39 protein-coding genes are annotated in these 25,335 nt (G+C 68.2%); all 39 read right to left on the bottom strand.

From position 1 onward, the window contains the following. Positions 1-41: 41 nt before the first annotated feature. The 39 genes from truA to rpsL all read right to left on the bottom strand — a co-directional run bounded on the left by truA (position 42) and on the right by rpsL (position 24,389). The gene (gene truA / locus ACWDN5_RS37030) at positions 42-869 is read right to left on the bottom strand and encodes a tRNA pseudouridine(38-40) synthase TruA (protein ID WP_449679544.1); all 828 of its coding nucleotides are present in this window, start codon (positions 867-869) and stop codon (positions 42-44) included. A 73-nt stretch (positions 870-942) separates the two neighbouring features. Continuing rightward, positions 943-1,497, bottom strand: coding sequence for a 50S ribosomal protein L17 (gene rplQ / locus ACWDN5_RS37025; RefSeq protein ID WP_449679543.1), 555 nt, complete (start codon positions 1,495-1,497; stop codon positions 943-945). Positions 1,498-1,538: 41 nt separating this feature from the next. Beyond that, on the bottom strand, positions 1,539-2,609 hold the full coding sequence (locus tag ACWDN5_RS37020; protein WP_004558887.1) for a DNA-directed RNA polymerase subunit alpha: 1,071 nt from the start codon (positions 2,607-2,609) through the stop codon (positions 1,539-1,541). Positions 2,610-2,712: 103 nt separating this feature from the next. After that, positions 2,713-3,318 (bottom strand): 30S ribosomal protein S4, encoded by a 606-nt coding sequence (rpsD, locus tag ACWDN5_RS37015; RefSeq protein WP_125306120.1) that lies wholly within the window; start codon positions 3,316-3,318, stop codon positions 2,713-2,715. A 23-nt stretch (positions 3,319-3,341) separates the two neighbouring features. Then, the gene (gene rpsK, locus ACWDN5_RS37010; RefSeq protein WP_004558885.1) at positions 3,342-3,749 is read right to left on the bottom strand and encodes a 30S ribosomal protein S11; all 408 of its coding nucleotides are present in this window, start codon (positions 3,747-3,749) and stop codon (positions 3,342-3,344) included. Positions 3,750-3,767: 18 nt separating this feature from the next. Further along, entirely contained in the window at positions 3,768-3,953 is a 186-nt protein-coding gene (locus ACWDN5_RS37005; RefSeq protein ID WP_013222623.1) for a hypothetical protein, read from the bottom strand. Continuing rightward, on the bottom strand, positions 3,950-4,330 hold the full coding sequence (gene rpsM, locus ACWDN5_RS37000) for a 30S ribosomal protein S13 (RefSeq protein WP_004558883.1): 381 nt from the start codon (positions 4,328-4,330) through the stop codon (positions 3,950-3,952). The genes ACWDN5_RS37005 and rpsM overlap by 4 nt, the downstream gene beginning before the upstream one ends. A 206-nt stretch (positions 4,331-4,536) precedes the next feature. Continuing rightward, the gene (gene rpmJ, locus ACWDN5_RS36995; protein WP_004558882.1) at positions 4,537-4,650 is read right to left on the bottom strand and encodes a 50S ribosomal protein L36; all 114 of its coding nucleotides are present in this window, start codon (positions 4,648-4,650) and stop codon (positions 4,537-4,539) included. 37 nt (positions 4,651-4,687) lie between these two features. Then, positions 4,688-4,909, bottom strand: coding sequence for a translation initiation factor IF-1 (gene infA / locus ACWDN5_RS36990; protein WP_004558881.1), 222 nt, complete (start codon positions 4,907-4,909; stop codon positions 4,688-4,690). Between the two features lie 328 nt (positions 4,910-5,237). Continuing rightward, the gene (map, locus tag ACWDN5_RS36985) at positions 5,238-6,011 is read right to left on the bottom strand and encodes a type I methionyl aminopeptidase (RefSeq protein ID WP_449679542.1); all 774 of its coding nucleotides are present in this window, start codon (positions 6,009-6,011) and stop codon (positions 5,238-5,240) included. Positions 6,012-6,055: 44 nt separating this feature from the next. After that, positions 6,056-6,610 carry an adenylate kinase gene (locus ACWDN5_RS36980; protein WP_310967683.1) on the bottom strand — a complete coding sequence of 185 codons (555 nt, stop codon included), beginning with the start codon at positions 6,608-6,610 and terminating at the stop codon, positions 6,056-6,058. Continuing rightward, on the bottom strand, positions 6,607-7,914 hold the full coding sequence (secY, locus tag ACWDN5_RS36975) for a preprotein translocase subunit SecY (protein ID WP_310967684.1): 1,308 nt from the start codon (positions 7,912-7,914) through the stop codon (positions 6,607-6,609). Before secY ends, ACWDN5_RS36980 begins: the two co-directional genes overlap by 4 nt. Before the next feature lie 254 nt (positions 7,915-8,168). Then, positions 8,169-8,774 (bottom strand): LysE family translocator, encoded by a 606-nt coding sequence (locus ACWDN5_RS36970; RefSeq protein WP_449679541.1) that lies wholly within the window; start codon positions 8,772-8,774, stop codon positions 8,169-8,171. A gap of 4 nt (positions 8,775-8,778) precedes the next feature. Then, positions 8,779-9,774, bottom strand: coding sequence for a hypothetical protein (locus tag ACWDN5_RS36965; RefSeq protein WP_449679540.1), 996 nt, complete (start codon positions 9,772-9,774; stop codon positions 8,779-8,781). Positions 9,775-10,041: 267 nt separating this feature from the next. Further along, positions 10,042-10,488, bottom strand: a complete 447-nt coding sequence (rplO, locus tag ACWDN5_RS36960; protein ID WP_086842934.1) for a 50S ribosomal protein L15 — start codon at positions 10,486-10,488, stop codon at positions 10,042-10,044. Further along, positions 10,485-10,670 carry a 50S ribosomal protein L30 gene (gene rpmD / locus ACWDN5_RS36955; protein WP_033291195.1) on the bottom strand — a complete coding sequence of 62 codons (186 nt, stop codon included), beginning with the start codon at positions 10,668-10,670 and terminating at the stop codon, positions 10,485-10,487. Before rpmD ends, rplO begins: the two co-directional genes overlap by 4 nt. Before the next feature lies 1 nt (position 10,671). After that, on the bottom strand, positions 10,672-11,316 hold the full coding sequence (gene rpsE / locus ACWDN5_RS36950) for a 30S ribosomal protein S5 (protein WP_004558874.1): 645 nt from the start codon (positions 11,314-11,316) through the stop codon (positions 10,672-10,674). Positions 11,317-11,350: 34 nt separating this feature from the next. Next, the gene (rplR, locus tag ACWDN5_RS36945; RefSeq protein WP_004558873.1) at positions 11,351-11,749 is read right to left on the bottom strand and encodes a 50S ribosomal protein L18; all 399 of its coding nucleotides are present in this window, start codon (positions 11,747-11,749) and stop codon (positions 11,351-11,353) included. 2 nt (positions 11,750-11,751) lie between these two features. Continuing rightward, positions 11,752-12,291: a 50S ribosomal protein L6 gene (rplF, locus tag ACWDN5_RS36940; protein WP_043781945.1), complete on the bottom strand. Its 540-nt coding sequence runs from the start codon at positions 12,289-12,291 to the stop codon at positions 11,752-11,754. Positions 12,292-12,307: 16 nt separating this feature from the next. Next, the gene (gene rpsH / locus ACWDN5_RS36935) at positions 12,308-12,706 is read right to left on the bottom strand and encodes a 30S ribosomal protein S8 (protein WP_004558871.1); all 399 of its coding nucleotides are present in this window, start codon (positions 12,704-12,706) and stop codon (positions 12,308-12,310) included. A gap of 85 nt (positions 12,707-12,791) precedes the next feature. Then, a complete protein-coding gene (locus ACWDN5_RS36930; protein WP_004558870.1) occupies positions 12,792-12,977 on the bottom strand; it encodes a type Z 30S ribosomal protein S14 in 186 nt (61 codons plus the stop codon). A 4-nt stretch (positions 12,978-12,981) separates the two neighbouring features. Then, the gene (gene rplE, locus ACWDN5_RS36925) at positions 12,982-13,545 is read right to left on the bottom strand and encodes a 50S ribosomal protein L5 (protein WP_013222611.1); all 564 of its coding nucleotides are present in this window, start codon (positions 13,543-13,545) and stop codon (positions 12,982-12,984) included. Continuing rightward, positions 13,545-13,859, bottom strand: coding sequence for a 50S ribosomal protein L24 (gene rplX / locus ACWDN5_RS36920; protein WP_013222610.1), 315 nt, complete (start codon positions 13,857-13,859; stop codon positions 13,545-13,547). Before rplX ends, rplE begins: the two co-directional genes overlap by 1 nt. After that, complete coding sequence (gene rplN, locus ACWDN5_RS36915) at positions 13,859-14,227, bottom strand: 50S ribosomal protein L14 (RefSeq protein ID WP_004558867.1); 369 nt, start codon at positions 14,225-14,227, stop codon at positions 13,859-13,861. The genes rplX and rplN overlap by 1 nt, the downstream gene beginning before the upstream one ends. 78 nt (positions 14,228-14,305) lie before the next feature. Next, entirely contained in the window at positions 14,306-14,584 is a 279-nt protein-coding gene (gene rpsQ, locus ACWDN5_RS36910; RefSeq protein ID WP_004558866.1) for a 30S ribosomal protein S17, read from the bottom strand. Continuing rightward, the gene (gene rpmC, locus ACWDN5_RS36905) at positions 14,581-14,829 is read right to left on the bottom strand and encodes a 50S ribosomal protein L29 (protein ID WP_013222608.1); all 249 of its coding nucleotides are present in this window, start codon (positions 14,827-14,829) and stop codon (positions 14,581-14,583) included. Before rpmC ends, rpsQ begins: the two co-directional genes overlap by 4 nt. Then, positions 14,829-15,248 (bottom strand): 50S ribosomal protein L16, encoded by a 420-nt coding sequence (gene rplP / locus ACWDN5_RS36900; protein ID WP_004558864.1) that lies wholly within the window; start codon positions 15,246-15,248, stop codon positions 14,829-14,831. The genes rpmC and rplP overlap by 1 nt, the downstream gene beginning before the upstream one ends. A 3-nt stretch (positions 15,249-15,251) precedes the next feature. Beyond that, a complete protein-coding gene (gene rpsC, locus ACWDN5_RS36895) occupies positions 15,252-16,079 on the bottom strand; it encodes a 30S ribosomal protein S3 (RefSeq protein WP_086842942.1) in 828 nt (275 codons plus the stop codon). Further along, positions 16,079-16,495 (bottom strand): 50S ribosomal protein L22, encoded by a 417-nt coding sequence (gene rplV / locus ACWDN5_RS36890; protein ID WP_003102079.1) that lies wholly within the window; start codon positions 16,493-16,495, stop codon positions 16,079-16,081. The genes rpsC and rplV overlap by 1 nt, the downstream gene beginning before the upstream one ends. Before the next feature lie 31 nt (positions 16,496-16,526). Further along, positions 16,527-16,808 carry a 30S ribosomal protein S19 gene (gene rpsS, locus ACWDN5_RS36885; protein ID WP_003102083.1) on the bottom strand — a complete coding sequence of 94 codons (282 nt, stop codon included), beginning with the start codon at positions 16,806-16,808 and terminating at the stop codon, positions 16,527-16,529. An 18-nt stretch (positions 16,809-16,826) separates the two neighbouring features. Next, positions 16,827-17,660, bottom strand: coding sequence for a 50S ribosomal protein L2 (gene rplB / locus ACWDN5_RS36880; RefSeq protein ID WP_310967696.1), 834 nt, complete (start codon positions 17,658-17,660; stop codon positions 16,827-16,829). Positions 17,661-17,675: 15 nt separating this feature from the next. Further along, positions 17,676-17,987, bottom strand: a complete 312-nt coding sequence (gene rplW, locus ACWDN5_RS36875; protein ID WP_003102087.1) for a 50S ribosomal protein L23 — start codon at positions 17,985-17,987, stop codon at positions 17,676-17,678. Further along, a complete protein-coding gene (gene rplD / locus ACWDN5_RS36870) occupies positions 17,984-18,673 on the bottom strand; it encodes a 50S ribosomal protein L4 (protein WP_310967699.1) in 690 nt (229 codons plus the stop codon). The genes rplW and rplD overlap by 4 nt, the downstream gene beginning before the upstream one ends. Continuing rightward, positions 18,670-19,326: a 50S ribosomal protein L3 gene (rplC, locus tag ACWDN5_RS36865; protein ID WP_003102093.1), complete on the bottom strand. Its 657-nt coding sequence runs from the start codon at positions 19,324-19,326 to the stop codon at positions 18,670-18,672. The genes rplD and rplC overlap by 4 nt, the downstream gene beginning before the upstream one ends. Before the next feature lie 31 nt (positions 19,327-19,357). After that, complete coding sequence (gene rpsJ, locus ACWDN5_RS36860; protein ID WP_003102098.1) at positions 19,358-19,663, bottom strand: 30S ribosomal protein S10; 306 nt, start codon at positions 19,661-19,663, stop codon at positions 19,358-19,360. A 395-nt stretch (positions 19,664-20,058) separates the two neighbouring features. After that, entirely contained in the window at positions 20,059-21,252 is a 1,194-nt protein-coding gene (gene tuf, locus ACWDN5_RS36855) for an elongation factor Tu (RefSeq protein ID WP_003102101.1), read from the bottom strand. Between the two features lie 129 nt (positions 21,253-21,381). After that, positions 21,382-23,481 carry an elongation factor G gene (fusA, locus tag ACWDN5_RS36850; protein ID WP_378189240.1) on the bottom strand — a complete coding sequence of 700 codons (2,100 nt, stop codon included), beginning with the start codon at positions 23,479-23,481 and terminating at the stop codon, positions 21,382-21,384. A 63-nt stretch (positions 23,482-23,544) separates the two neighbouring features. Beyond that, complete coding sequence (rpsG, locus tag ACWDN5_RS36845; RefSeq protein ID WP_003102106.1) at positions 23,545-24,015, bottom strand: 30S ribosomal protein S7; 471 nt, start codon at positions 24,013-24,015, stop codon at positions 23,545-23,547. Continuing rightward, a complete protein-coding gene (gene rpsL, locus ACWDN5_RS36840) occupies positions 24,015-24,389 on the bottom strand; it encodes a 30S ribosomal protein S12 (RefSeq protein ID WP_003102113.1) in 375 nt (124 codons plus the stop codon). The genes rpsG and rpsL overlap by 1 nt, the downstream gene beginning before the upstream one ends. Positions 24,390-25,335 lie beyond the last annotated feature (946 nt).

Here is a 25,335-nt window from a genome sequence, read left to right as displayed (position 1 = left end):
GGACCTCGGAGGTCCCGAATGAGTCATTCGCGACGTTTGGGTTACGGGGCCGTGCGGACGTTGCGGGTTTGGGCTGCCCGGCCCGCGAGTTCGGCGTCCGGCGGGTAGTCCACGCCGAGCAGGGTGAGGCCGTGAGCCGGGGCCACCGCGCTGTCGCGGATGCCGCTCTCCAGGACCTTCGACGGCCACGCGTCGGTGCGGCGGCCGTCGCCGACCAGGAGGAGCACCCCCACCAGGCTGCGGACCATCGAGTGGCAGAACGCGTCCGCCGAAACGCGGACCTCCAGCAGGTGGTCGTCCACCCGGGCCCACTCCAGGCGCTGCAGCTCGCGGATCGTCGTGCCCGTGTCGCGCTGCTTGCAGTACGCCGCGAAGTCGTGCAGGCCCAGCAGGTCCGCCGCCGCCGCGTTCATCGCGTCCGTCGACAGTGGACGGTTCCAGGCCAGGGTGTCGTGGCGGCGCAGCGGGTCCACGCCCCACGGCGCGTCCGAGACCCGGTAGCGGTAGTGCCGGCGGATCGCCGAGAACCGGGCGTCGAAGCCTTCCGGCGCCACCCGGGCGCCCAGCACGCGCACATCGCCCGGCAGCAGGCGGTTCCAGCGGCCCGTCATGCGCGTCAGGTCCGGGATGCCTTCCGGGGACACCGGAATCCGGCCCGAAGGCGACGAGAGGGGCACCACGTCGACGTGCACCACCTGGCCGGTCGCGTGGACGCCGGCGTCCGTGCGGCCCGCCACGACGACGGACTTCGGCGCCGAAGCCCCCGGAGGCTGCTTCTCCAGGGCCTCCTCCAGGAGGCCCTGGACCGTGCGGCGGCCCGGCTGGCGGGCCCAGCCCGAGAAGTCCGTGCCGTCGTAAGAGACGTCCAAGCGCAGACGAACGAGCCCGCCCTCCCCGGGGGGAGTGGCGGGCTCGTCCGGTGTCGAAGCGGCCGTCAGGACGTCAGTCCTTCTTGGCGTCCGCGTCGTCCGAAGCCGGAGCCTCGGTCTCGGCGGCGGTGTCCTCGGCCTTGGCCTCCTCGGCGGCGGGCGCCTCGGTGGTCTCCTCGGTCGAGGTCTCCTCGGCAGCAGCCGGGGCGGTGGCCTTCTCGTCCTTGGCGAACTTCGTCTTGCGAGCGCGCTCGGCTTCCGAAGTCACCGTCTTCTCCGCCACCAGCTCGATGACGGCCATGGCGGCGTTGTCGCCCTTGCGCGGCATCGTCTTGGTGATCCGGGTGTAGCCACCCGCGCGCTCCGCGAAGTGCGGACCGATCTCGGCGAACAGCTTGTGCAGGACGTCCTTGTCACGGACGACCTTCTGCACCTGACGACGGTTGTGCAGGTCGCCCCGCTTCGCCTTCGTGATCAGCTTCTCGGCCAGCGGGCGGACCCGGCGGGCCTTCGCCTCGGTGGTCGTGATCTTGCCGTGCTCGAACAGCTGCGTGGCCAAGTTGGCCAGGATCAGCCGCTCGTGCGCGGACGACCCGCCGAGCCGGGCTCCCTTGGTAGGGGTGGGCATTGGTTCTCCTAGTTCAGCTCACAGCGTCCAGGCACACGGCCTCAGAGCTGCTCGGTCTCTGCGTAGTCCTGGCCATCGTCGTGGCCGTCCGAAATCCCGTCGGCGATGCCACCGACACCCTCCGACCAGCCTTCGCCGTCGTAGCTGGCGGCCGCCGCGGTCGGGTCGAACCCGGGCGGGCTGTCCTTCAGCGCGAGGCCGAGACCGACGAGCTTGAGCTTGACCTCGTCGATCGACTTGGCGCCGAAGTTGCGGATGTCGAGCAGGTCCGCCTCGCTGCGCGAGACGAGCTCGCCCACCGTGTGGATGCCCTCGCGCTTGAGGCAGTTGTACGACCGGACGGTGAGGTCCAGGTCCTCGATCGGCATCGCGTAGGCGGCGATGGTGTCCGCCTCCTGCGGCGACGGGCCGATCTCGATGCCCTCGGCGTCGACGTTCAGCTCGCGGGCGAGACCGAACAGCTCCACCAGCGTCTTGCCGGCCGACGCGACCGCGTCCCGCGGCGTGATCGACGGCTTGGTCTCGACGTCCAGGATCAGCTTGTCGAAGTCGGTGCGCTGCTCGACACGGGTGGCCTCGACCTTGTAGGTCACCTTGAGCACCGGCGAGTAGATCGAGTCGACCGGGATCCGGCCGATCTCCGCGCCCGCCTGCTTGTTCTGCAGGGCCGGAACGTAACCGCGGCCGCGCTCGACGACGAGCTCGATTTCGAGCTTGCCCTTGCCGTTCAGCGACGCGATGTGCAGATCCGGGTTGTGCACGGTGACACCCGCCGGCGGCACGATGTCGGCCGCCGTGACCTCACCCGGGCCCTGCTTGCGCAGGTACATGGTGACCGGCTCGTCCTCTTCCGAGGACACCACGAGCTCCTTGAGGTTCAGGATGATGTCGGTGACGTCTTCCTTCACCCCGGGAACGGTGGTGAATTCGTGCAGCACGCCGTCGATGCGGATGCTCGTCACGGCCGCGCCCGGGATGGACGACAGCAGCGTGCGCCGCAGCGAGTTGCCGAGCGTGTAGCCGAAGCCGGGCTCCAGCGGTTCGATGGTGAACCGGGAGCGGGTCTCGTTGACCGTCTCTTCGCCGAGAGCCGGCCGCTGGGAAATCAGCATTTCTTCCTAGTTCCTTTCCAGACGACGCCCGCCATATGACGTCGAAGGGATGGCGCGGCGGCGGCGCACCTGTCGCGCCGCCGCCCTGTCCGACGGTGCCGGACTACTTCGAGTAGAGCTCGACGATCAGCTGTTCCTGAACCGGAACGTCGATCTGCGCACGCTCCGGCAGCTGGTGGACCAGCACGCGGAGGTTGGACTGGACGACCTGCAGCCACGCCGGGATGGGGCGCTCGCCGAAGGACTCCTTCGCCGCGACGAACGGCAGCATGCCCATGGACTTCGGCCGCACGTCGATGATGTCCCACTTGGTGACCTGGAACGACGGGACGTTCACCTTCTGGCCGTTGACCAGGAAGTGGCCGTGGCTCACCAGCTGACGCGCCTGGCGGCGGGTGCGGGCGATGCCGGCGCGATAGATCACGTTGTCCAGGCGGGACTCGAGGATCTGCAGCAGGTTCTCACCGGTCTTGCCCGGACGCCGGACGGCTTCCTTGTAGTACCGGACGAACTGGCGCTCGAGAACGCCGTAGGTGTAACGAGCCTTCTGCTTCTCCTGCGACTGCAGGAGGTACTCGGACTCCTTGATGCGCCCGCGGCCGTGCTGGCCCGGCGGGTAGGGGCGACGCTCGAAAGCCTGGTCGCCGCCGATGAGGTCAACCTTGAGGCGACGCGAAATACGCGTCGCGGGGCCGGTGTAACGAGCCATTTCTTCTTACTCCTCCCCGTTCCTCAGACCCGGCGCCGCTTGGGCGGGCGGCAGCCGTTGTGAGGCTGCGGGGTCACGTCCTGGATGGTGCCGACCTCGAGGCCGGCCGCCTGCAGCGAGCGGATCGCCGTCTCGCGGCCCGAACCCGGGCCCTTCACGAAGACGTCGACCTTCTTCATGCCGTGCTCGGCGGCCTTGCGGGCAGCGTTCTCGGCGGCCATCTGCGCGGCGAACGGGGTGGACTTGCGGGAGCCCTTGAAGCCCACGTGCCCACTCGACGCCCACGCGATCACGGCACCGGTCGGGTCCGTGATCGAGACGATGGTGTTGTTGAAGGTGCTCTTGATGTGCGCGTGACCGTGCGCGACATTCTTCTTTTCCTTGCGGCGGACCTTCTTGGCCCCGGCCGCAGTACGAGACTTCGGTGGCATGTTCTGAGGGTTCTCCTGTTAGCGCGCGTTCTCTTGGTGAGCGGCGACCGCTTCGGCCTGGCCGCGCCGGATGATCGAACCGGCGTCGGTGTACAGGTTGCGGAGCGCCATCGGGCGGGCGTAGAGCGCCTTGGGCGAGACACAAGCCGAGCCGCGGCGCTGAACGCCACCCATCTGCACGACCTTCTTGCCCTGGACGCTCACTTCTTGCCAGCCTTCTTCTTGCCGGCGACCGTCTTCTTCGGACCCTTGCGGGTGCGGGCGTTCGTCTTGGTGCGCTGACCACGGACGGGAAGTCCGCGGCGCCAGCGAAGGCCCTCGTAGCACCCGATCTCGATCTTCCGACGGATGTCGGCGTTCACCTCACGGCGAAGGTCACCCTCGACCTTGAAGTTCTCTTCGATGTACGTACGCAGCTTCGCGAGGTCGTCATCGCTGAGGTCCTTGACGCGGGTGTCCGCGTTGAGCTCGGCAGCCTTGATGAGCTGCTTCGAGCGGGTACGGCCGATGCCGTAGATGTAGGTAAGCGCGATCTCCAACCGCTTTTCGCGGGGGAGGTCTACGCCAGCGAGTCGTGCCATTGGCGCTGATGCTCCTTCTTCGGTTTCTTCTTCAGGTCTGCTCCCCGTCCGGTTCCGGGACCGACTCGCCTGTCGTGCCCTCGGCTTGCGCCTCGGGTGTCCCAGCCCCGGCCTGAAGCCCGGGGGTGAACCGGTTCACTCACGTGAGCCGGCAGGTGCGGGGAGGTTGTGTAGCCGTCAATCCACTCTGGTCGAGTGCTTGGCGATCAGCCCTGCCGCTGCTTGTGCCGCAGGTTCTCGCAGATCACCATGATCCGGCCGTGACGGCGGATCACCTTGCACTTGTCGCAGATCTTCTTGACGCTCGGCTGAACCTTCACGTCTTCTGCTCTCCTGCTTCTGAGCCGCTCTTCGTGATCACTTGTAGCGGTAGACGATGCGACCACGAGAGAGGTCGTAGGGCGAAAGCTCCACGACAACCCTGTCCTCCGGCAGGATGCGGATGTAGTGCTGCCGCATCTTGCCGCTGATGTGTGCCAGGACCTTGTGACCGTTCTCCAACTCGACGCGGAACATCGCGTTGGGGAGCGGCTCGACTACGCGGCCTTCGACCTCGATGGCCCCGTCTTTCTTCGCCATGTCCTCCGCATTTCCTTGTCTGCAGCGTCTGTCGCCACACCTGATCAACTCGAGCACTAGTGCTGGGTCGGGTGTTGCGTGGCACACTGGTGCCCGGCTCCCAAGACCGTGAATTCACGAGCGCGCAGGATCCGGGCGCGATAAGTGCGCCGACTTGACAGTGTACGCAGGTCGTGTCGCGACCCCCAAACCGGGGGTGACCATGCTAAAGGACTGTGCAGGTGGACGTGATGGCGATCACCGCTTGTGGGTGAATGGCCAGGTCAGGAGTCTGTGACATCCCGGGCTTCGCCCGGGGCCGGGGGCTCCGCCACCCGGACCCCCGAAATCAGTCCTCAGGGGCGGTGAGCACCCAGGGGCCGTCTTCGGTGATCGCGACGGTGTGCTCCCAGTGGGCCGCGCGGGAGCCGTCGGCCGTGACGACCGTCCAGCCGTCGTCCAGCTCGCGGGTCTCGCCGCCGCCGCCGGTGAGCATCGGCTCGATCGCCAGGGCCATGCCGGGCTTGAGCCGGGGGCCCTTGCCCGGCTTGCCGACGTTCGGCAGGAACGGGTCCATGTGCATCTGGCGGCCGATGCCGTGGCCGCCGTACTCGACGATCATCCCGTACTCGATGCCGTCGTCGCGGCCCGCGCGCTCGGCGGCGGACTGGACGGCGTGGGAGATGTCGGTGAGCCGGCCACCGGCACTGACCGCCTCGATGCCGGCCCACATCGCCGCCTCGGTCGCCGCGGACAGCGCCAGGTCGGCGTCGGAGACCTTGCCGATGGCCAGCGTGACGGCGGAGTCGCCGTGCCAGCCGTCGAGGATGGCGCCGCAGTCGACGGAGATGATGTCGCCGTCGGCCAGCACCTGGGTCTTCGCCGGGATGCCGTGCACGATCTGCTCGTTCACCGACGCGCAGATCGACGCCGGGAACCCGTGGTAGCCCTTGAACGACGGCACCGCGCCGGCGTCCCGGATCATCTGCTCGGCCAGCTCGTCGAGCTCGGCCGTGCTGACACCGGGCTTCGCCGCGGCGCGGACCGCCGCGAGCGTGCGGGCGACGACGAGGCCCGCGGCCCGCATCGCCTGCAGCTCGTCCGGGGTCTTGACTTCGATCATGCGCCCACGGCGGAGCACTTGCAGAACACGCAATCCTCCGAGGTTCACGTGCGGTCGCGCAGCGCTTTCAGCACCCGGCCGGAGATCTCCTCGACGCTGCCGACACCGTCGACGGTCACCAGGATGTCGGCGTAGTACTCCAGCAGCGGCGCGGTGTCCGACACGTAGATCTGCTGACGGCGGCGGATGACCTCTTCGGTGTCGTCCGCGCGGCCGCGCGACATGAGCCGCGCGACGACGACGTCCTCCGGCACCTGCAGCTGGATCACGGCGTCGAGCGCGACGTCCGCGTCGCCCAGGATCTCGCCGAGGACCTCGGCCTGCTTGGTGTTGCGGGGGAAGCCGTCGAGCAGGAAGCCGGCCTTGGCGTCCGGCTCGGCGAGCCGCTCGCGGACCATTTCGTTGGTCACCGAGTCGGGCACGAGCTCGCCCGAGTCCAGGTAGCGCTTCGCCTCCTGGCCGAGCGGGGTCTCCTGGCCGACGTGGGCGCGGAACAGGTCACCGGTCGAGATGTGCGGGATGCGCAGCTGCTCGGACAGGGCCACCGCCTGCGTGCCCTTGCCCGCACCGGGCGGGCCGACGAGAACCAGGCGCGTCACTTCAAGAACCCTTCGTAGTTGCGCTGCATCAGCTGGCTTTCGATCTGCTTCACGGTGTCGAGGCCGACACCGACCATGATCAGCACAGCCGTGCCACCGAACGGGAAGTTCTGGTTGTTCCCGCTACCGGTCACCGACAGGAAGAAGTTCGGGAGGATCGCGATGATGCCCAGGTACAGCGAGCCCGGCAGGGTGATCCGGCCCAGCACGAAGCTGAGGTACTCGGCCGTCGGGCGGCCGGGGCGGATGCCCGGGATGAAGCCACCGAACTTCTTCATCTCTTCCGCACGCTCGTCCACGTTGAACGTGATCGTGATGTAGAAGTACGTGAAGAAGATGATCAGCGCGAAGTACAGCAGGATGTGCACCCAGCTGGACTGGTTCACGATGTAGTTCCGGATGAACACCTGCCAGCCGGAGTTGCTGTTCTGGTCGCCGACGAGACGGCTGATCAGGTCCGGCAGGTACAGCAGGGACGACGCGAAGATCACCGGGATGACGCCGGCCTGGTTCACCTTGATCGGCAGGTAGGTCGACGTGCCGCCGTACATCCGGCGGCCGATCATGCGCTTGGCGTACTGCACCGGGATCCGGCGCTGGCCCTGCTCGACGAAGATGACGCTGGCGATGATCACCAGGCCGAAGGCGCAGACGACGGCCAGGCCGAGGCCACCGGCGTTGCTGAGGATGTTGCCGCCCTCGACCGGGATGCGCGCGGCGATGTTCAGGAAGATCAGGACGGACATGCCGTTGCCGACGCCGCGCTCGGTGATCAGCTCGCCCAGCCACATCATGACGGCGGTGCCCGCGGTCATGGTGATGACGATGATCGCCAGCGAGTAGACGCTGTTGTCCGGGATGATCGGCTGGTCGCAGTCCGGGAAGAGCTGCTTGCGGTCCGCGAGCGCGACCACCCCGGTGGCCTGCAGGATCGCCAGCGCGATCGTCAGGTACCGGGTGTACTGGGTCAGCTTGCCCTGGCCGGACTGCCCTTCCTTCTTCAGCTCCTCGAACCGCGGGATGACCACGGTGAGCAGCTGGATGATGATGCTCGCCGTGATGTACGGCATGATGCCGGTCGAGAAGAGCGACAGCTGCAGCAGCGCACCACCGCTGAACAGGTTCAGCAGCTGGTAGACGCCCTCCTGCTGCGCCTGGGAGCTACAAGCCTGTACGGCACCGTACGAGATGCCGGGCGCCGGAATGGTCGCACCGATTCGGTAAACCGCGACGATGGCTAGCGTGAACAGGATCTTCTTGCGTAGATCCGGCGTCGCGAGAGCCGAGCGGAAGGCGCTGAGCACGCGGGGGACCTCCTCGGCGTCGTCGGCTGTCCTAACCGACGATCGGCTTGGCCGGCACGGGGCCGGCGGGAACACACAGCACTACTGGCACGCAAGCCAGGAACGCTTCGGGGCACACTCGTCCCGAAGCGTGTCGCCGACTCTAACAGCTTCACAGGGCGTGTCCGCAGTCCGTGTGCGTTTTCCGTACCAAGGTTGCTCCGGCGGGTTGATCCACATCGCCGTCTTGGCGGTATTCCTTGACAGAATGTGGATCAGGCGTTCGACGTCGCGAGCACGCCGGCCAGCCCGACGAGCACCACCCCGGTCGCCCGGTCGACGCCCCGCCGGGGCAGCTTGATCGTCTTCACCGCGGCGCCGGCGACGACGTAGACCGAGCCGGCCAGGAACTCGGCCAGCAGATAGACCGCGCCGAGCAGCGCGATCTGCGTCGAAAAGGAGCCGTGACCTGCGTCGATGAACTGCGGGACGAAGGCGGTGAAGATCAGGATCGCCTTCGGGTTGGTGATCGCGACACCGAACTCCTTGCGGGTGACCCGCCAGGCCGTGGTGGGGGTTTTGGGCAGCTCGTTCGGGGTGTTTTTGCCCCGGAAGGTGGACCAGAGCAGGCGGACGCCGAGGTAGAGCAGGTAGGCGGCGCCGGCCCATTTGATGATCGTCAGAGCGGTCTCGGAGGCGGCCAGGAGCTGCCCGAGCCCGGCCGCGACGGCGGCGATCAGCAGGGTGAAGGCGGCCAGCCGGCCACCCAGACCGGCGAGGCCGTGGCGAACACCGTGCGTCATGCCGTGGTGGAGGCCGAGCAGGTTGTTCGCCCCTGGCGTAAGGGCGACGAGCACGGAGGCGCCGAAGAAGACCCACACGTGTTCACCGTAGCGGCGGTTCGTCCGGCTCGTCCGGCTCATCCGGGGGCAGCACGGTGATCGCGACCCCGGAGGGCGGCGTCGGGGTGTCGGCGTAGGCGACGGCCGGATCGGCCCAGGCGGGGTCCCGGAGGTGGCCCAGGAGGGGCAGGTGGGCCACGACCGCCGCGGCGGCGGCCGCCACGGCGGCCAGGGCCAGGAGCCACATGCCGGGCCCGGTGGTGACCTCCAGGTCCACCTCTTCCCCGGCGATGGCGGCCAGCTCGAACCGGAACATCGCGACGGTGGTGACGACGCCCGCGGCGAACACCGCACCGGCCGACAGCAGCCACCGGGTGAGGCCGCGCCCGGGCCGGGAGAAGGCCGCGAATGCTGCGGCGGCCAGGAGAACGATCGCGACGATCACCGGGATGCCGACGGGCACCCCCGGCCGGTCGGTGGGTTCCTGGCCGGAGACCTCGATGCGGTTGCCCCAGGCGGTCTCGGTGATGGTCAGCTGCGCGTCGCCGAAGCCCTGGCGGAAGGAGAGTTCCTGGAGCATCCGGAAGAGCGGCAGGAAGCAGCCTCCGACGGCCAGGAGGGCCGCCAGGGCCGCGAGGGCCGCCGGGAGGTGCCGGGGCAGCCGGGAGGCGGGCGGCTCGGGAGCGGGGGCTTGGACGGGCGTCGGGGCGGCCGCGGGGGCGGCCGGCGGGGGCCCGGCGGCGACGGTGGGGAGCTCGGCGACCGGGAACGGTAGTTGGCCGGGCGGGGTGGGGGGTGGGAAGAGCGGTGGCTCGGTATGGGGCGTGGCTGCCGCGGGGAAGGCGAGGGGCTCCGCGGGCGGGGTTTCCGCCGGGAACAGCGGCGGCTCGGTGTGGGGTGCGTCTGGCGTGGGGAAGGTCAGCGGGTCGCCCTGCCTCGGCGGTGCGGCCGCCGCGGGGAAGGTCAGCGGATCGCCCTGCCTCGGCGGTGCGGCCGCCGCCTCCGACGGGGATGCCAGGGGGTCGTCCTGGCTTGGCACTGCCGCCTCCCCCGGGGCGCCTGCCGGTGCTCCGGCTCCCGGCTCGACCCCTGCGAGCTTGGGCGCCTCGACCGGGAAGCTCAGCGGTGAATCCGCCGCGCCAGCCGGGGGTGGGGGGTCTTGTGCGGGTCTGTCCACCCCTGTGATCCTCCGCCCGGATCCGGCTTCCGGCAAGGAAGTCCGGGAACGCCGAAGGCCCGCCCGGCGTGAGCCGGACGGGCCTTCGGACGAGCAACCTCAGTGAGGCTTGTTCAGCCGTCGGCTGCCTCAGTTGGTGGTGGCGGAGCCACCGGCCGCTTCGAGCTTCTCCTTGGCGGAGCCGGAGAACGCGTCGGCGGTGACGTTCAGCTTGACGCCGTTCACGTCGCCGTTGCCGAGGACCTTCACCAGCTTGCCCTTGCGGACCAGACCGCCCTTGACCAGCTCGTCGGCGCCGATGGTGCCGCCGTCCGGGAAGACGCGGGCGATGTCGCCCACGTTCACCGGCTGGTACTCGGTGCGGAAGCGGTTCTTGAAGCCGCGGAGCTTCGGGAGCCGCATCTGGATGGGCATCTGCCCACCCTCGAACCGGGCCGGCACGTTCTTCCGGGCCTTGGTGCCCTTCGTACCGCGACCGGCCGTCTTGCCCTTCGAACCCTCACCACGGCCCACGCGGATCTTGTCGCGCTTGGCGCCCGGAGCCGGACGCAGGTGGTGGATCTTGATGGCCGTCATGCCTTGACCTCCTCGACCTCCACCAGGTGGCGGACGGTGTGGATCAGGCCGCGCACCTGGGGGGTGTCTTCACGCACGACGCTCTGGCGGATCTTGCGCAGCCCGAGGGTGCGCAGCGACTCGCGGTGAGCGTGCTTCGTGCCGATCTTGCTCTTGACCTGGGTGACCTTGAGCTGAGCCATGTCAGACCCCCTGGCCCGCGCGCTGGCGCAGCATCCGGGCCGGCGCGACGTCCTCGAGCGGGAGACCGCGGCGGGCCGCGACCTCTTCGGGACGCTGCAGGCCCTTCAGGGCCGCCACGGTCGCGTGCACGATGTTGATCGCGTTGTCGGAGCCGAGCGACTTCGACAGCACGTCGTGGACACCCGCGCACTCCAGCACGGCGCGCACCGGGCCACCGGCGATGACGCCGGTACCGGCGGAAGCCGGGCGGAGCAGCACCACACCGGCGGCTTCCTCACCCTGGATCGGGTGCGGAATGGTGCCACCGACGCGGGGAACGCGGAAGAAGTTCTTCTTCGCTTCCTCGACGCCCTTGGCGATGGCCGCGGGAACTTCCTTGGCCTTGCCGTAGCCGACGCCGACCTGACCGTCGCCGTCGCCGACGACCACCAGGGCGGTGAAGCTGAAGCGACGACCACCCTTGACGACCTTGGCGACGCGGTTGATCGTCACGACCTTCTCGAGGTGCGGGGTCTTGTCCTGGGCCGCCCCGCCACGGCCGCTGTCGCGCCGGTCGCGGCGGTCGCGACGGTCACCGCGGTCGTTGCCGCCCTGCCCGCCGGGTCCACCCTGGCCGCCGCCGAATTGCCGTGTACGTCCCGGCATCAGGCTTTCCTTCCGTTAACAAGCTTCTGCATCGTCAGAACTCCAACCCCGCCTCACGGGCGGCGTCGGCGAGCGCGGCGATGCGGCCGTGGTAGGCGTTGCCCCCACGGTCGAACACCACAGCCGAGATCCCGGCGTTCTTGGCCCGCTCGGCGACGAGGGCCCCGACCTTGGCGGCCTTGGCCTTCTTGTCGCCGTCGACCGCCCGGACGTCCGCCTCGAGGGTGGACGCCGACACCAGCGTGTGGCCGGCGAGGTCGTCGATCACCTGCACGGCGATGTGCCGCGAGGACCGCTTGACGACCAGGCGCGGACGCTGCTCGGTGCCCGAGACCTTCTTGCGGAGCCGGAAGTGCCGACGGGCCTTCGCGACGCGGCGGCGGGTCGAGATGTCCTTGCCCACCGGCTTGCGCTTCGTAGTCGTGTCGCTCATGATCACTTACCCGTCTTTCCGACCTTGCGGCGGATCTTCTCACCCTCGTAGCGCAGGCCCTTGCCCTTGTACGGGTCCGGGCGACGCAGCTTGCGGATGACGGCCGAGATCTGGCCGACCTTCTGCTTGTCGATGCCCGAGACCGAGAACCGGGTCGGGGTCTCCACCTTGAAGGTGATGCCCTCCGGGGCCTCGATCTTGACCGGGTGCGAGTAGCCGAGGGCGAACTCGAGGTCCGAGCCCTTGGCCTGCACGCGGTAACCCACGCCGTGGATTTCCATCTTCTTCTCGTAGCCGGCGGTGACGCCGACGACGAGGTTGTTCACCAGCGTGCGGGTGAGCCCGTGCAGCGCCTTGGAGGTGCGCTCGTCGTCCGGGCGCTTCACCAGCAGCGTGCCGTCTTCGTCGCGCTCGACGGTGATCGGCTCGGCGACGGTGTGCTCGAGGGTGCCCTTGGGCCCCTTGACCTTGATCAGCTGACCGTCGATGGTCACCTCGACCCCGGAAGGGACGGCGACCGGCAGCTTTCCGATGCGTGACATGCCTGTTCCCCTTCCCTTACCAGACGTAGGCGAGGACTTCGCCGCCCACGCTGTTGCGCTTGGCCTGCCGGTCCGTCTGCAGGCCACCGGACGTCGAAATGATCGCGATGCCCAGGCCGCCGAGGACCGACGGCAGTTCGGTGGACTTTGCGTAGACCCGCAGACCGGGCTTGGAGACACGCCGCAGGCCGGCGATGCTCCGCTCACGGTTGGGGCCGTACTTGAGCTCGACGACGAGGTTCTTGTGCTTCTCGCCCGGCTCGTCGTGGTAACCCGCGATGTAGCCCTCGCGCTTGAGGATCTCGGCGATGTTCGCCTTGAGCTTCGAGTGCGGGAGCTTGACCTCGTCGTGGTACGCCGAGTTCGCGTTGCGCAGACGCGTCAAGAAGTCTGCGATGGGGTCGGTCATCGTCATGGTGACCTGTCAACCTTTCTCGCCTGGTTCCCCGCCCGCCGGAGCGGGACGGGGCCTGTGGCGAAGTGGAGTTAAATAGAAGCTCTTACCAGCTGGACTTGCGGACGCCGGGCAGCTCGCCCGCGTGCGCCATCTCGCGAAGGCAGATCCGGCAGAGCCCGAACTTGCGGAACACGGCGTGCGGGCGGCCGCACCGCTGGCAGCGGGTGTAGGCGCGCACGGCGAACTTCGGCTTCTTCGCGGCCTTGTGGACCAGTGCTTTCTTGGCCATCGGCTCAGTTCTCCTTGAACGGGAAGCCGAGCTTGCGCAGCAGCGCCCGGCCCTCGTCGTCGTTCGTGGCGGTCGTGACGACGGTGACGTCCATGCCGCGCGGGCGGTCGATGGAGTCGGGGTCGATCTCGTGGAACATCGACTGCTCGTTGAGACCGAACGTGTAGTTGCCGTGGCCGTCGAACTGCTTCGGCGAAAGCCCGCGGAAGTCGCGGATACGCGGCAGCGCGATGGTCAGCAGCCGGTCGAGGAACTCCCACATCCGGTCGCCGCGCAGCGTGACGCGCGCGCCGATCGGCTGGCCCTCGCGCAGCTTGAACTGCGCGATGGACTTGCGGGCCTTCCGGACCTCCGGCTTCTGGCCGGTGATCAGGGCGAGGTCCTTGACCGCGCCCTCGATCAGCTTGCTGTCGCGGGCGGCGTCGCCGACGCCCATGTTCACGACGACCTTCGTCACGCCCGGGATCTGGTGGACGTTGGCGAAGGAGAACTCGGCCTGCAGCTGGCCCTTGATTTCCTCGCGGTACCGCACCTTGAGGCGCGGAGAGGTCTTCTCAGCGGTGGTCATCAGATGTCCTTACCGTTCCGGCGCGAGATCCGGACCTTCTTGCCGTCCTCGCCGATGCGGTAACCCACCCGGGCCGGCTTGCCGTCCGAGTCGACGACCATCACGTTCGAGACGTGGATGGGCGCCTCCTGCGTGACGATGCCGCCGGACTGCGCGCCGCGCTGGGTCTGGCTGATCCGCGTGTGCTTCTTGATCCGGTTCACGCCTTCGACCAGCACGCGCTCGCGCTCGGGGTAAGCCTGGATGACCTTGCCCTTGGCGCCCTTGTCCTTGCCGGCGATGACGACGACCGTGTCGCCCTTCTTCACCTTCATCACAGCACCTCCGGCGCGAGCGAAATGATCTTCATGAACTTTCGGTCGCGCAGCTCGCGGCCCACCGGGCCGAAGATGCGGGTGCCGCGGGGCTCGTTGTCGTTCTTGATGAGCACGGCGGCGTTCTCGTCGAACCGGATGTAGGAACCGTCCGGACGACGGCGCTCCTTGACCGTGCGGACGATGACGGCCTTGACGACGTCGCCCTTCTTCACCCCGGCGGCCGGGATGGCGTCCTTCACGGTGGCGACGATGATGTCGCCGATGCCGGCGTAGCGCCGCCCGGAGCCACCGAGAACGCGGATGCAGAGGATTTCCTTCGCACCCGTGTTGTCGGCTACCCGAAGCCGCGACTCCTGCTGGATCACGTCTACTCCTGTATGTCGCGCCGGTTCTCGCCCGGACGAGCGAGCCTTGCGGAACTAAGAACTCTTAAAGAGCCCTGCTTACTTGGCCTTCTCCACGATCTGCACCAGGCGCCACCGCTTCGATGCCGACAGCGGGCGGGTCTCCATCAGGGTGACCCGGTCGCCCACGCCCGCCTCGTTGTTCTCGTCGTGCACCTTCACCTTGGAGGTGGTGCGGACGACCTTCGAGTAACGGGGGTGCTTCTTGCGGTCCTCGAGCTCGACCACGATCGTCTTGTTCATCTTGTCCGAGACGACGTAGCCCTCGCGGACCTTGCGGTCGTTCCGGGCCGGCGTCTCGGTGGTGGGCTCGCTCATGCGGCACCTTCACTCTCGGCGTCGGGGGCAACGGACAGGCCGAGTTCGCGCTCGCGCATGACCGTGTAGATCCGCGCGATGTCCGTGCGGACGGTGCGCAGACGGCGGTTGTTGTCGAGCTGCCCGGTCGCCATCTGGAAGCGGAGGTTGAAGAGCTCCTCCTTGTACTCCTTCAGACGCAGGACGAGCTCTTCCGCGGTGAGCTCACGCAGCTCCGATGCCTGAGCGGCACCTGCGTTAGCCATCAGAACTCACCACCTTCACGGGTCACGATGCGGCACTTCATGGGCAGCTTGTGGATCGCGCGGCGCAGCGCCTCGCGAGCCGTCTCCTCGTTCGGGAACGAGATCTCGAACATCACGCGACCCGGCTTCACGTTGGCGATCCACCACTCGGGCGAACCCTTACCGGAACCCATCCGGGTCTCGGCCGGCTTCTTGGTCAGCGGGCGGTCCGGGTAGATGGTCGTCCACACCTTGCCACCACGCTTGATGTGACGGGTCATGGCGATACGAGCGGACTCGATCTGCCGGTTCGTCACGTAGCTGTGCTCAAGCGCCTGGATGCCGTACTCGCCGAAGCTGACCTTCGTGCCACCCTTGGCGGCGCCGTGGCGCTTCGGGGAGTGCTGCTTCCGGTGCTTGACCCTGCGCGGGATGAGCACGTCTCAGCCCTCCGTCTTTTCTGCGGTCTCGGTGGCCGGGGCCGCCTCAGTGGTGGCGGCAGCGGCGGCGCGACCGGCTTCGGTCGAGGTGGCGGTCGTGCCCGACGCGCCGGAACGACGCGGGCGGGACGGCCGGTCGCTGCGGTCGCGGTCGCGACGCGGCGCGCGCTCGGCGGCGTCGCGGGCTTCGCGGGCCTTCAGGCCACCGACGAGCTCACCCTTGTAGATCCACACCTTGACGCCGATGCGACCGAACGTCGTCTTGGCCTCGAAGAAGCCGTAGTCGATGTCGGCGCGCAGCGTGTGCAGCGGGACACGGCCGTCGCGGTAGTGCTCGGAGCGGGACATCTCGGCACCGCCGAGACGACCGCCGCACTGCACGCGGATGCCCTTGACCTGCGGCGAGCGCATGGAGGTCTGGATCGCCTTCCGCATCGCGCGGCGGAACGCCACGCGGTTGGAGAGCTGCTCCGCGACCGCCTGGGCGACCAGCTGGGCGTCGGCCTCGGGGTTCTTGACCTCGAGGATGTTCAGCTGGACCTGCTTCTTGGTCAGCTTCTCCAGCGCGCCGCGGATCCGGTCGGCCTCCGCGCCGCGGCGGCCGATGACGATGCCCGGCCGGGCGGTGTGGATGTCCACGCGGACGCGGTCACGGGTGCGCTCGATCTCGACCTTGGAGATGCCCGCGCGCTCCATGCCGGTGGCAAGGAGCTTGCGGATCTTGACGTCCTCGGCCACGTACTCGGCGTACTGCTTGTCGGCGTACCAGCGCGACTTCCAGTCCGTGGTGATACCCAGGCGGAAACCGTGCGGGTTGATCTTCTGGCCCACTACCGGCCACCTGCCTTCTTCTTGCTCTGAGCCTTCTGCGCGACGGCCGGACGCGACTCCACCTCGACGGTGATGTGGCTGGTCCGCTTGCGGATCCGGTACGCGCGGCCCTGGGCCCGCGGGCGGATGCGCTTGAGGGTGGGGCCCTCGTCGGCGTACGCGTTCTTGACCCAGAGCGTCTCCGGGTCCAGCTGAAGGTTGTTCTCGGCGTTGGCCACGGCGCTGGCGAGCACCTTCGCGACCGGCTCGCTGGCCGCCTGCGGGGCGAACCGGAGCACGGCCAAGGCGTCGGCGGCGCTACGTCCCTTGATGAGCTCGATCACCCGGCGCACCTTGGTCGGCGAGTCCCGGACGAAGCGAGCCCGCGCGTACGCCGTAGGCAGAGCCTCGGTCGTCGCGTCGTTCTGGGCGTTCATCGCTACTTCCCTTGTCTGTTCTCGTGCCCGCTCAGCGGCGGCGCGACTTGCGGTCGTCCTTGATGTGGCCCTTGAAGGTCCGCGTCGGGGCGAATTCCCCCAGCTTGTGACCCACCATCGCCTCGGTGACGAACACCGGGACGTGCTTGCGGCCGTCGTGCACCGCGATCGTGTGTCCCAGGAAGTCCGGGATGATCGTCGAGCGGCGCGACCAGGTCTTGATGACCGTCTTCTTGCCCGATTCGTTCAGCGCGTCCACCTTCTTGAGCAGGTGGTCGTCCACGAACGGGCCCTTCTTAAGGCTGCGTGGCATGTGCTTCTACCTCCCTGCTCAGCGCTTCTTGCCGGTACGCCGGCGGCGGACGATGAGGGCGTCGGACGCCTTGCGGCGACGCGTGCGGCCCTCGGGCTTACCGTTCGGGTTGACCGGGTGGCGACCACCGGAGGTCTTGCCCTCACCACCACCGTGCGGGTGGTCGACCGGGTTCATGACGACACCGCGGACGGTGGGGCGCTTGCCGCGCCAGCGGTTGCGGCCGGCCTTGCCCCAGTTGATGTTGGCGTGCTCGGAGTTGCCGACCTCGCCGACCGTGGCGCGGTTGCGCACGTCCACGTTGCGGATCTCGCCCGAGGGGAGACGCAGCTGGGCGTACGGACCGTCCTTGGCGACGAGCTGCACCTTCGCGCCCGCGGACCGCGCCATCTTCGCGCCGCCGCCGGGGCGGAGCTCGATCGCGTGGATCACGGTGCCGACCGGGATGTTGCGCAGCGGCAGGTTGTTGCCCGGCTTGATGTCGGCCCGGGGGCCGTTCTCGACGGTGTCGCCCTGCTTCAGCTTCTCCGGCGCGATGATGTAGCGCTTCTCGCCGTCGGCGTAGTGCAGCAGCGCGATGCGAGCGGACCGGTTGGGGTCGTACTCGATGTGCGCGACCTTGGCGGGGATGCCGTCCTTGTCATTGCGACGGAAGTCGATGACGCGGTAGGCGCGCTTGTGGCCGCCACCCTTGTGCCGGGTGGTGATCTTGCCGGACGAGTTGCGACCGCCCGAACCGCTCAGCGGACGAAGCAGCGACTTCTCCGGGGTGGAGCGGGTGATCTCGGCGAAGTCCGAGACGCTCGAACCGCGACGACCCGGGGTCGTCGGCTTGTACTTGCGGATGCCCATTGTCAGCTCAGTCCTTTACGCGGTGGGTCCGCCGAAGATCTCGATCGCCTTGCTCTCGGGCGAAAGAGTCACGATGGCGCGCTTGGTGTCCTTGCGCTTGCCGAAGCCGGCGCGCGTCCGCTTCCGCTTGCCCTGGCGGTTGGCCGTGTTGACGCTGACCACCTTGACGCCGAACACCTTCTCGACCGCGATCTTGATCTGGGTCTTGTTGGCGTCCGGGCGGACGATGAACGTGTACTTGTGGTCCTCGAGCAGCCCGTAGGACTTCTCGGAGATGACCGGCGCGAGCAGGATGTCGCGGGGGTCCGGAATGGCGACCGAACTCACTTCTCGTCACTCCCTTCCGTGACCTCGCCCGACCGCGCGGAAGCCTTGACGGTCTTACCGCGGACGGGGCCGGCGACGAACGCGTCGTACGCGGCCTTGGTGAACACGACGTCGTCGTTGACCAGCACGTCGTAGGTGTTGAGCTGGTCGGCCCAGAGGAGGTGCACCTCGGGCAGGTTCCGCAGGGAAACCCAGCTCAGCTCGTCGGCCCGGTCCAGCACCACGAGCACGCGCTTCGCGGCCGTGACGGCGGCGAGGACGGTCTTGGCGGCCTTGGTCGACGGCTTCTCGCCGGTCACCAGCTCGGTGACGACGTGCAGCTGGCCGGCGCGGGCCCGGTCGGAGAGGGCGCCACGCAGGGCGGCGGCCTTCATCTTCTTCGGGGTGCGCTGGGTGTAGTCGCGCGGCGTGGGGCCGTGCACGACGCCACCGCCGGCGAACTGCGGCGCGCGGGTCGAACCCTGGCGGGCACGGCCGGTGCCCTTCTGGCGGTACGGCTTCTTGCCGCCACCGCGAACCTCACCACGGGTCTTCGTGTCGTGCGTGCCCTGGCGCGCGGCGGCCTGCTGGGCCACCACGACCTGGTGCATCAGCGCGACATTGGCCTGCACGTCGAAGATCTCCGCGGGGAGATCGACCGTGCCGTCGGCTTTACCGGCCGGGGTCTTCAGCTCGACGCTTGTCATTCGGAGTTACCACCCTTCGCGGCGCTGCGCACGAACAGCAGGCCGCCCTTGGGACCGGGCACGGCGCCCTTGATCAGCAGCAGGCCGTCCTCGGCACGCACGGCGTGCACGGTCAGGTTCTGCGTGGTGACCCGGTCGTTGCCCATCCGGCCCGCCATGCGCAGGCCCTTGAAGACGCGGCCGGGGGTGGCGCAGCCACCGATCGAACCCGGCTTGCGGTGCACGGCCTGGGCACCGTGGCTCGCGCCCTGGCCCTTGAAACCGTGGCGCTTCATGACACCCGCGTAGCCCTTGCCCTTGCTGGTCCCGGTCACGTCGACCTCGACGCCGGCGGCGAACACCTCGGCGGTGATCTCCTGGCCGACCTCGTAGGTCTCGGCGTCGGTGGTGCGCAGCTCGGCGAGGAACCGGCGCGGGGTCACGCCCGCCTTGTCGAAGTGGCCGGTGCGCGGCTTGTTCACCTTGCGCGGGTCGACCGCGCCGAACGCCAGCTGCACGGCCGCGTAGCCGTCCTTGTCCTGGGTCCGAACCTGGGTGACCACGTTCGGACCGGCCTTGACGACGGTGACCGGGACAACCCGGTTCTGCTCGTCGAAGACCTGGGTCATGCCGAGCTTGGTGCCCAGGATGCCCTTCATCTGCCTGTCAGACATGAGTCTCTTATCTCCGCCGCTCGCCCAACGCTTACTGGATGTTGACGTCGACGCTCGCCGGCAGGTCGATGCGCATGAGCGCGTCGACCGTCTTCGGCGTCGGGTCGAGGATGTCGATCAGACGCTTGTGCGTGCGCATCTCGAAGTGCTCGCGCGAGTCCTTGTACTTGTGCGGCGAGCGGATGACGCAGTAAACGTTCTTCTCGGTGGGCAGCGGCACCGGCCCGACAACCCGGGCGCCGGTGCGCGTGACCGTCTCCACGATCTTGCGCGCCGAGGTGTCGATCGCCTCGTGGTCGTAGGCCTTGAGCCGGATGCGGATCTTCTGTCCCGCCATGGTGGCTGCTCGTTCCTTGTCGTCTCGTGCCGCTATCTCACAAAACCCCGCCGGGTGTCCCCACCCTTGCTGGGTTTCCGCAGTTCAACGGCCCTGTCCCCGGTCCACGCGGTCGGGCGTGTCGCGCCCGACGCACAGACGGATCCCGCGGGATCGTCGTCTTGCCTGGTCTTCCTCAACGTGAGGAGGCTATGAGCCGGCTGGACCGTCTCACTGCCCTTGCCCGCTCGCCTCACCCGAAGGAAAGAGCTCCGCGGACCGTGGCCACTCGCACCGAGGCGGCCGGACCCTCGATGAGGATCGGCCGCCCCAGGACGAGCAACCAAAATAGTGTCGCACACGTGAGTTGACGCCCTGCACCCGGGGGTGTATTACCCGGGCGCAGGGCGCCTACGTCACTTGTTGATCTTGGTAACCTGGCCCGCGCCGACGGTCCGGCCACCCTCGCGGATGGCGAAGCGCAGACCCTCGTCCATCGCGACCGGCTGGATCAGCTGGACCGAGATGTCGGTGTTGTCGCCCGGCATGACCATCTCGGTGCCCTCGGGGAGGGTCACGACGCCGGTCACGTCGGTGGTGCGGAAGTAGAACTGCGGGCGGTAGTTGTTGAAGAACGGGGTGTGACGACCACCCTCGTCCTTCGACAGGATGTAGACCCGGCCCTCGAAGTCGGTGTGCGGGGTGGTGGTGCCCGGCTTCACGACGACCTGGCCGCGCTCGACGTCCTCGCGCTTGATACCGCGGACCAGCAGGCCGACGTTGTCGCCCGCCTGGCCCGAGTCGAGCAGCTTGCGGAACATCTCGACACCGGTGACGGTGGTCTTGGTCGACTTCTCGCGGATACCCACGATCTCGACCTCTTCGTTGACGTTGATCTGGCCGCGCTCGACGCGACCGGTCACCACGGTGCCACGACCGGTGATGGTGAAGACGTCCTCGATCGGCATCAGGAACGGCTTGTCGAGCTCACGCACCGGGTCCGGCACGTTGTCGTCGACGGCGGTCATCAGCTCGAGAACGGCCTCGGACCACTTCTCGTCGCCCTCGAGGGCCTTCAGGCCGGAAACGCGCACGACCGGCGCGTCGTCGCCCGGGAACTCCTGCGAGGACAGCAGCTCGCGGACCTCCAGCTCGACGAGCTCGAGGATCTCCTCGTCGTCGACCATGTCGGCCTTGTTCAGCGCGACCACGATGTAGGGCACGCCGACCTGGCGGGCGAGCAGCACGTGCTCACGGGTCTGCGGCATCGGGCCGTCGGTGGCGGCCACGACCAGGATCGCGCCGTCCATCTGGGCGGCACCGGTGATCATGTTCTTGATGTAGTCCGCGTGACCGGGGGCGTCCACGTGCGCGTAGTGACGCTTCTCGGTCTGGTACTCGACGTGCGAGATGTTGATCGTGATGCCGCGCTGCTTCTCTTCCGGCGCGTTGTCGATCTGGTCGAACGCCCGCGACTCGTTCAGCTCCGGGTACTTGTCGTGCAGCACCTTGGTGATGGCCGCGGTCAGAGTCGTCTTGCCGTGGTCAACGTGACCGATGGTGCCGATGTTGACGTGCGGCTTGGTCCGCTCGAATTTCGCCTTCGCCACTGGAATGTCCTCCTGGACTGATTTCGCTTTGTGCTCACGGGGCGGCGTGGCTGCCGCCCCGTGATTGTTCCTTCGTCGGTGCTGCGGACGTTCAGGAGAGTCCCTTAATGCCCGCGAGCGCTGGGGGAACTACTCCCCCGTCGCCTTCGCGATGATTTCCTTCGCGACGTTCGCGGGAACCTCGGCGTAGGAGTCGAACACCATGGAGTAGTTCGCCCGGCCCTGGGTGCGGGACCGCAGGTCGCCGACGTAGCCGAACATCTCCGACAGCGGGACCAGTGCCTTCACGACACGGGTACCGGACCGCTCCTCCATGGCCTGGATCTGACCACGGCGGGAGTTGAGGTCACCGATGACGTCGCCCATGTAGTCCTCGGGCGTGGTCACCTCGACCGCCATCATCGGCTCCAGGATCACCGGGCCGGCCTTCTTCGCGGCTTCCTTCATCGCCATGGAACCGGCGATCTTGAACGCCATCTCCGAAGAGTCGACCTCGTGGTACGCACCATCCAACAGGGTGAACTTCAACCCGACGAGCGGGTAGCCGGCCAGGACGCCGTACTGCATCGCGTCCTGCGCGCCCGCGTCCACCGACGGGATGTACTCCCGCGGCACGCGACCACCGGTCACCTTGTTGTCGAACTCGTAGAGCGCGCCGTCGGTGCGCTCGAGCGGCTCCAGCTTCACGATGACCTTCGCGAACTGGCCGGAACCACCGGTCTGCTTCTTGTGGACGTAGTCGAGCTTGTCGACCGTCTTCTTGATCGTCTCGCGGTAGGCGACCTGCGGCTTGCCGATGTTCGCCTCGACCTTGTAGTCGGACTTCATCCGGTTCACCAGCACCTCGAGGTGCAGCTCGCCCATGCCGGCGATGATCGTCTGGCCGGTGTCCTCGTCCAGCTTGACCTGGAACGTCGGGTCCTCTTCGGCCAGCTTCTGGATCGCCAGGGACAGCTTCTCCTGGTCGGCCTTCGTCTTCGGTTCGATCGCGACCCGGATGACCGGCTCGGGGAACGTCATCGACTCCAGCACGATCGGGTTCTGCGGGTCCGCCAGGGTGTCACCCGTGGTGGTGTCCTTCAGCCCGATGACCGCGTAGATGTGGCCGACCTGGGCGTCGTCGACCGGGTTCTCCTTGTTGGAGTGCATCTGGAAGATCTTCCCGATGCGCTCCTTGCGCTCCTTGGTCGCGTTGATGACCTGCGCGCCGGAAGCGACCTTGCCCGAGTACACCCGGATGTAGGTCAGCTTGCCGAAGAACGGGTGCGCGGCGATCTTGAACGCGAGCGCGGCGAACGGCTCGTCGACCGACGCCTTGCGGGTCGCCGGGGTCTCACCGTCGGGGAGCAGGCCCTCGACGGCCGGGACGTCCAGCGGCGACGGCAGGTAGTCGATCACCGCGTCGAGCATGGGCTGCACGCCCTTGTTCTTGAACGCGGAGCCGGCCAGGACCGGGAACGCCGAGCGGGTGATGACGATCTTGCGGATGCCCGCCTTGATCTCCGCCTCGGTCAGCTCCTCGCCCTCGAGGAACTTCTCCATCAGGGCGTCGTCGGTCTCGGCGACGGTCTCGACCAGCTTCTCGCGGTACTCCGCGGCCCGGTCGGCCAGGTCGGCCGGGATCTCCTCGACGGTGTAGTCCTCGCCCTTCTGCACCTCGCCGCGCCAGACCAGGGCCTTCATGCGGACCAGGTCGACGACGCCTTCGAAGTCGTTCTCGGCGCCGATGGGCAGCTGGATCGCCAGCGGCTTGACGCCGAGGCGCTCCTCGATGGTGCGCAGGGTGTAGTAGTAGTCCGCACCCAGCTTGTCCATCTTGTTGACGAAGCAGATGCGCGGGACGTCGTACTTGTCCGCCTGCCGCCAGACCTGCTCGGACTGCGGCTCGACACCTTCCTTGCCGTCGAAGACGGCGACCGCGCCGTCGAGCACCCGCAGGTTGCGCTCCACCTCGACGGTGAAGTCGACGTGCCCGGGGGTGTCGATCAGGTTGATCTGGTGGTCGTCCCAGAAGGTGGTGGTGGCAGCCGAGGTGATGGTGATACCCCGCTTCTGCTCCTCCTCCATCCAGTCCATGGTGGCGGCGCCGTCGTGGACTTCACCGATCTTGTAGTTGACCCCGGTGTAGAACAGGATCCGCTCGGTGGTCGTCGTCTTGCCGGCGTCGATGTGGGCCATGATGCCGATGTTGCGGACCTTGTTCAGGTCGGTCAGCACTTCACGTGCCACGAGAGTGTTCCCCTGTTCTCAAGCTTGGGGCCCGGCATGGCTTGGTCGACAGCCGGGCGGTCATCACCAGCGGTAGTGCGCGAAGGCCCGGTTGGACTCGGCCATCTTGTGCGTGTCTTCGCGACGCTTCACGGAGGCACCGAGGCCGTTGGAAGCGTCCAGCAGTTCGTTCTGCAGGCGCTCGATCATCGTCTTCTCGCGGCGGGCCTGCGAGAAGGAGACCAGCCAGCGCAGGGCCAGCGTGGTGGAGCGGCCCGGCTTGACCTCGATCGGCACCTGGTAGGTGGCACCACCGACGCGGCGGCTCTTCACCTCGATGGTGGGCTTCACGTTGTCGAGGGCGCGCTTCAGCGTGACGACCGGGTCGGTGCCCGTCTTCTCGCGAGCGCCTTCGAGCGCGCCGTACACGATGCGCTCGGCCAGGGACCGCTTCCCGTCCTTCAGCACCTTGTTCACCAGCTGGGTGACCAGCGGGGAGGCGTAGACGGGGTCGGAGATCAGCGGCCGCTTCGGGGCCGGACCCTTGCGGGGCATTAGCTCTTCTCCTTCTTCGCGCCGTACCGGCTGCGCGCCTGCTTGCGGTTCTTGACACCCTGGGTGTCGAGCGAACCGCGGATGATCTTGTAACGGACACCCGGAAGGTCCTTCACACGACCACCGCGCACGAGCACCATCGAGTGCTCCTGCAGGTTGTGGCCCTCACCGGGGATGTAGGCGGTGACCTCGATGCCGCTGGTCAGCTTCACACGCGCGACCTTGCGCAGCGCCGAGTTCGGCTTCTTGGGGGTCGTGGTGTACACGCGGGTGCACACGCCACGCCGCTGCGGGCTCCCCTTGAGGGCCGCCGTCTTCTGCTTGGCAGCCTTGTCCTGGCGGCCCTTGCGGACCAGCTGCTGGATCGTGGGCAATGGACCAGCTTCCTGTCGTGATCTGCTTCTTCGTGTCTTCACCGGCCCCCGCGGTCGGGCGTGTCGGCCCGCGTCACGGTCTCGCGACCGGTAACTTCCCGGAGGGATTTCCGTCGGAACCCCGACCTGCCGAAGCCGGTGACCGGGTGCCTGAGCACCCCGCCCATGCGCACGGCACGCGGAGCGGCCCGACGCATGCCGGGCACGGTCTCCAAAGATACCCGCCCGGGTCCGGGAGGAGCGCGGCGGGGGGTCTGTAGGTCGACGAACCTCCAGCGTACCTCTCAACGCCCCCGGGCTGCGGGACATTCCCACGCCTCGGGTCGCGGGGGCGATCATTCGCGCGGGCGTTGGGGCGGAGGCATTCCTGCGGCGGGATCACCGCAGCCGCGGCTTGGTGGGTAACGCCGCTGGGCAGCGAGAGATTCCCCGGGTCGGCTTCGGCGGGCGGGCCGGGTGGTGGCTGCCTTGGTGCGGGGCGCCGGTGGGTGTGGCGCTGCCGGCTGCGCGGGGCCGATCCGGTTCGCGGCGGTGGAGCTGCCCGGGCGGCGCGGGTGGGTGGCTTGCGACGCTGGGCGGGCGAGGCGGCTCGCTCCGCCGAAGCCGCGCGGGCGGCTTGCTCGCCGCGCAGGCGCGCAACCGGAGCGGCGCAGGCGGGTGGCTTGCGACCCTCGGCCGGCGAGGCGGCTCACTTCCGCCGAAGCCGCGCGGGCACGCAACCGGAGCGGCGCAGGCAAGCAACGCCTCTGGCGCCGACCCGCGGTTCAGCAGCCGACGACCGACAGCCGGCAGCGCGAGCCGACCAACAGCATCACCACACGCGAACCGCCGGCCGGCAACGCAACCCGGCCAGCGACGTCACCAGACCTCCCCCGCCCCTCATCCCAGCCATCCCTTCAGTCGGCGACCGGGTGTGTCAAGGCACGCTTTCCCGCCTTGACACACC

This window comes from Amycolatopsis sp. NPDC003731, from assembly GCF_053586895.1.
This window is presented reverse-complemented; position numbering and strand designations above follow the sequence as displayed.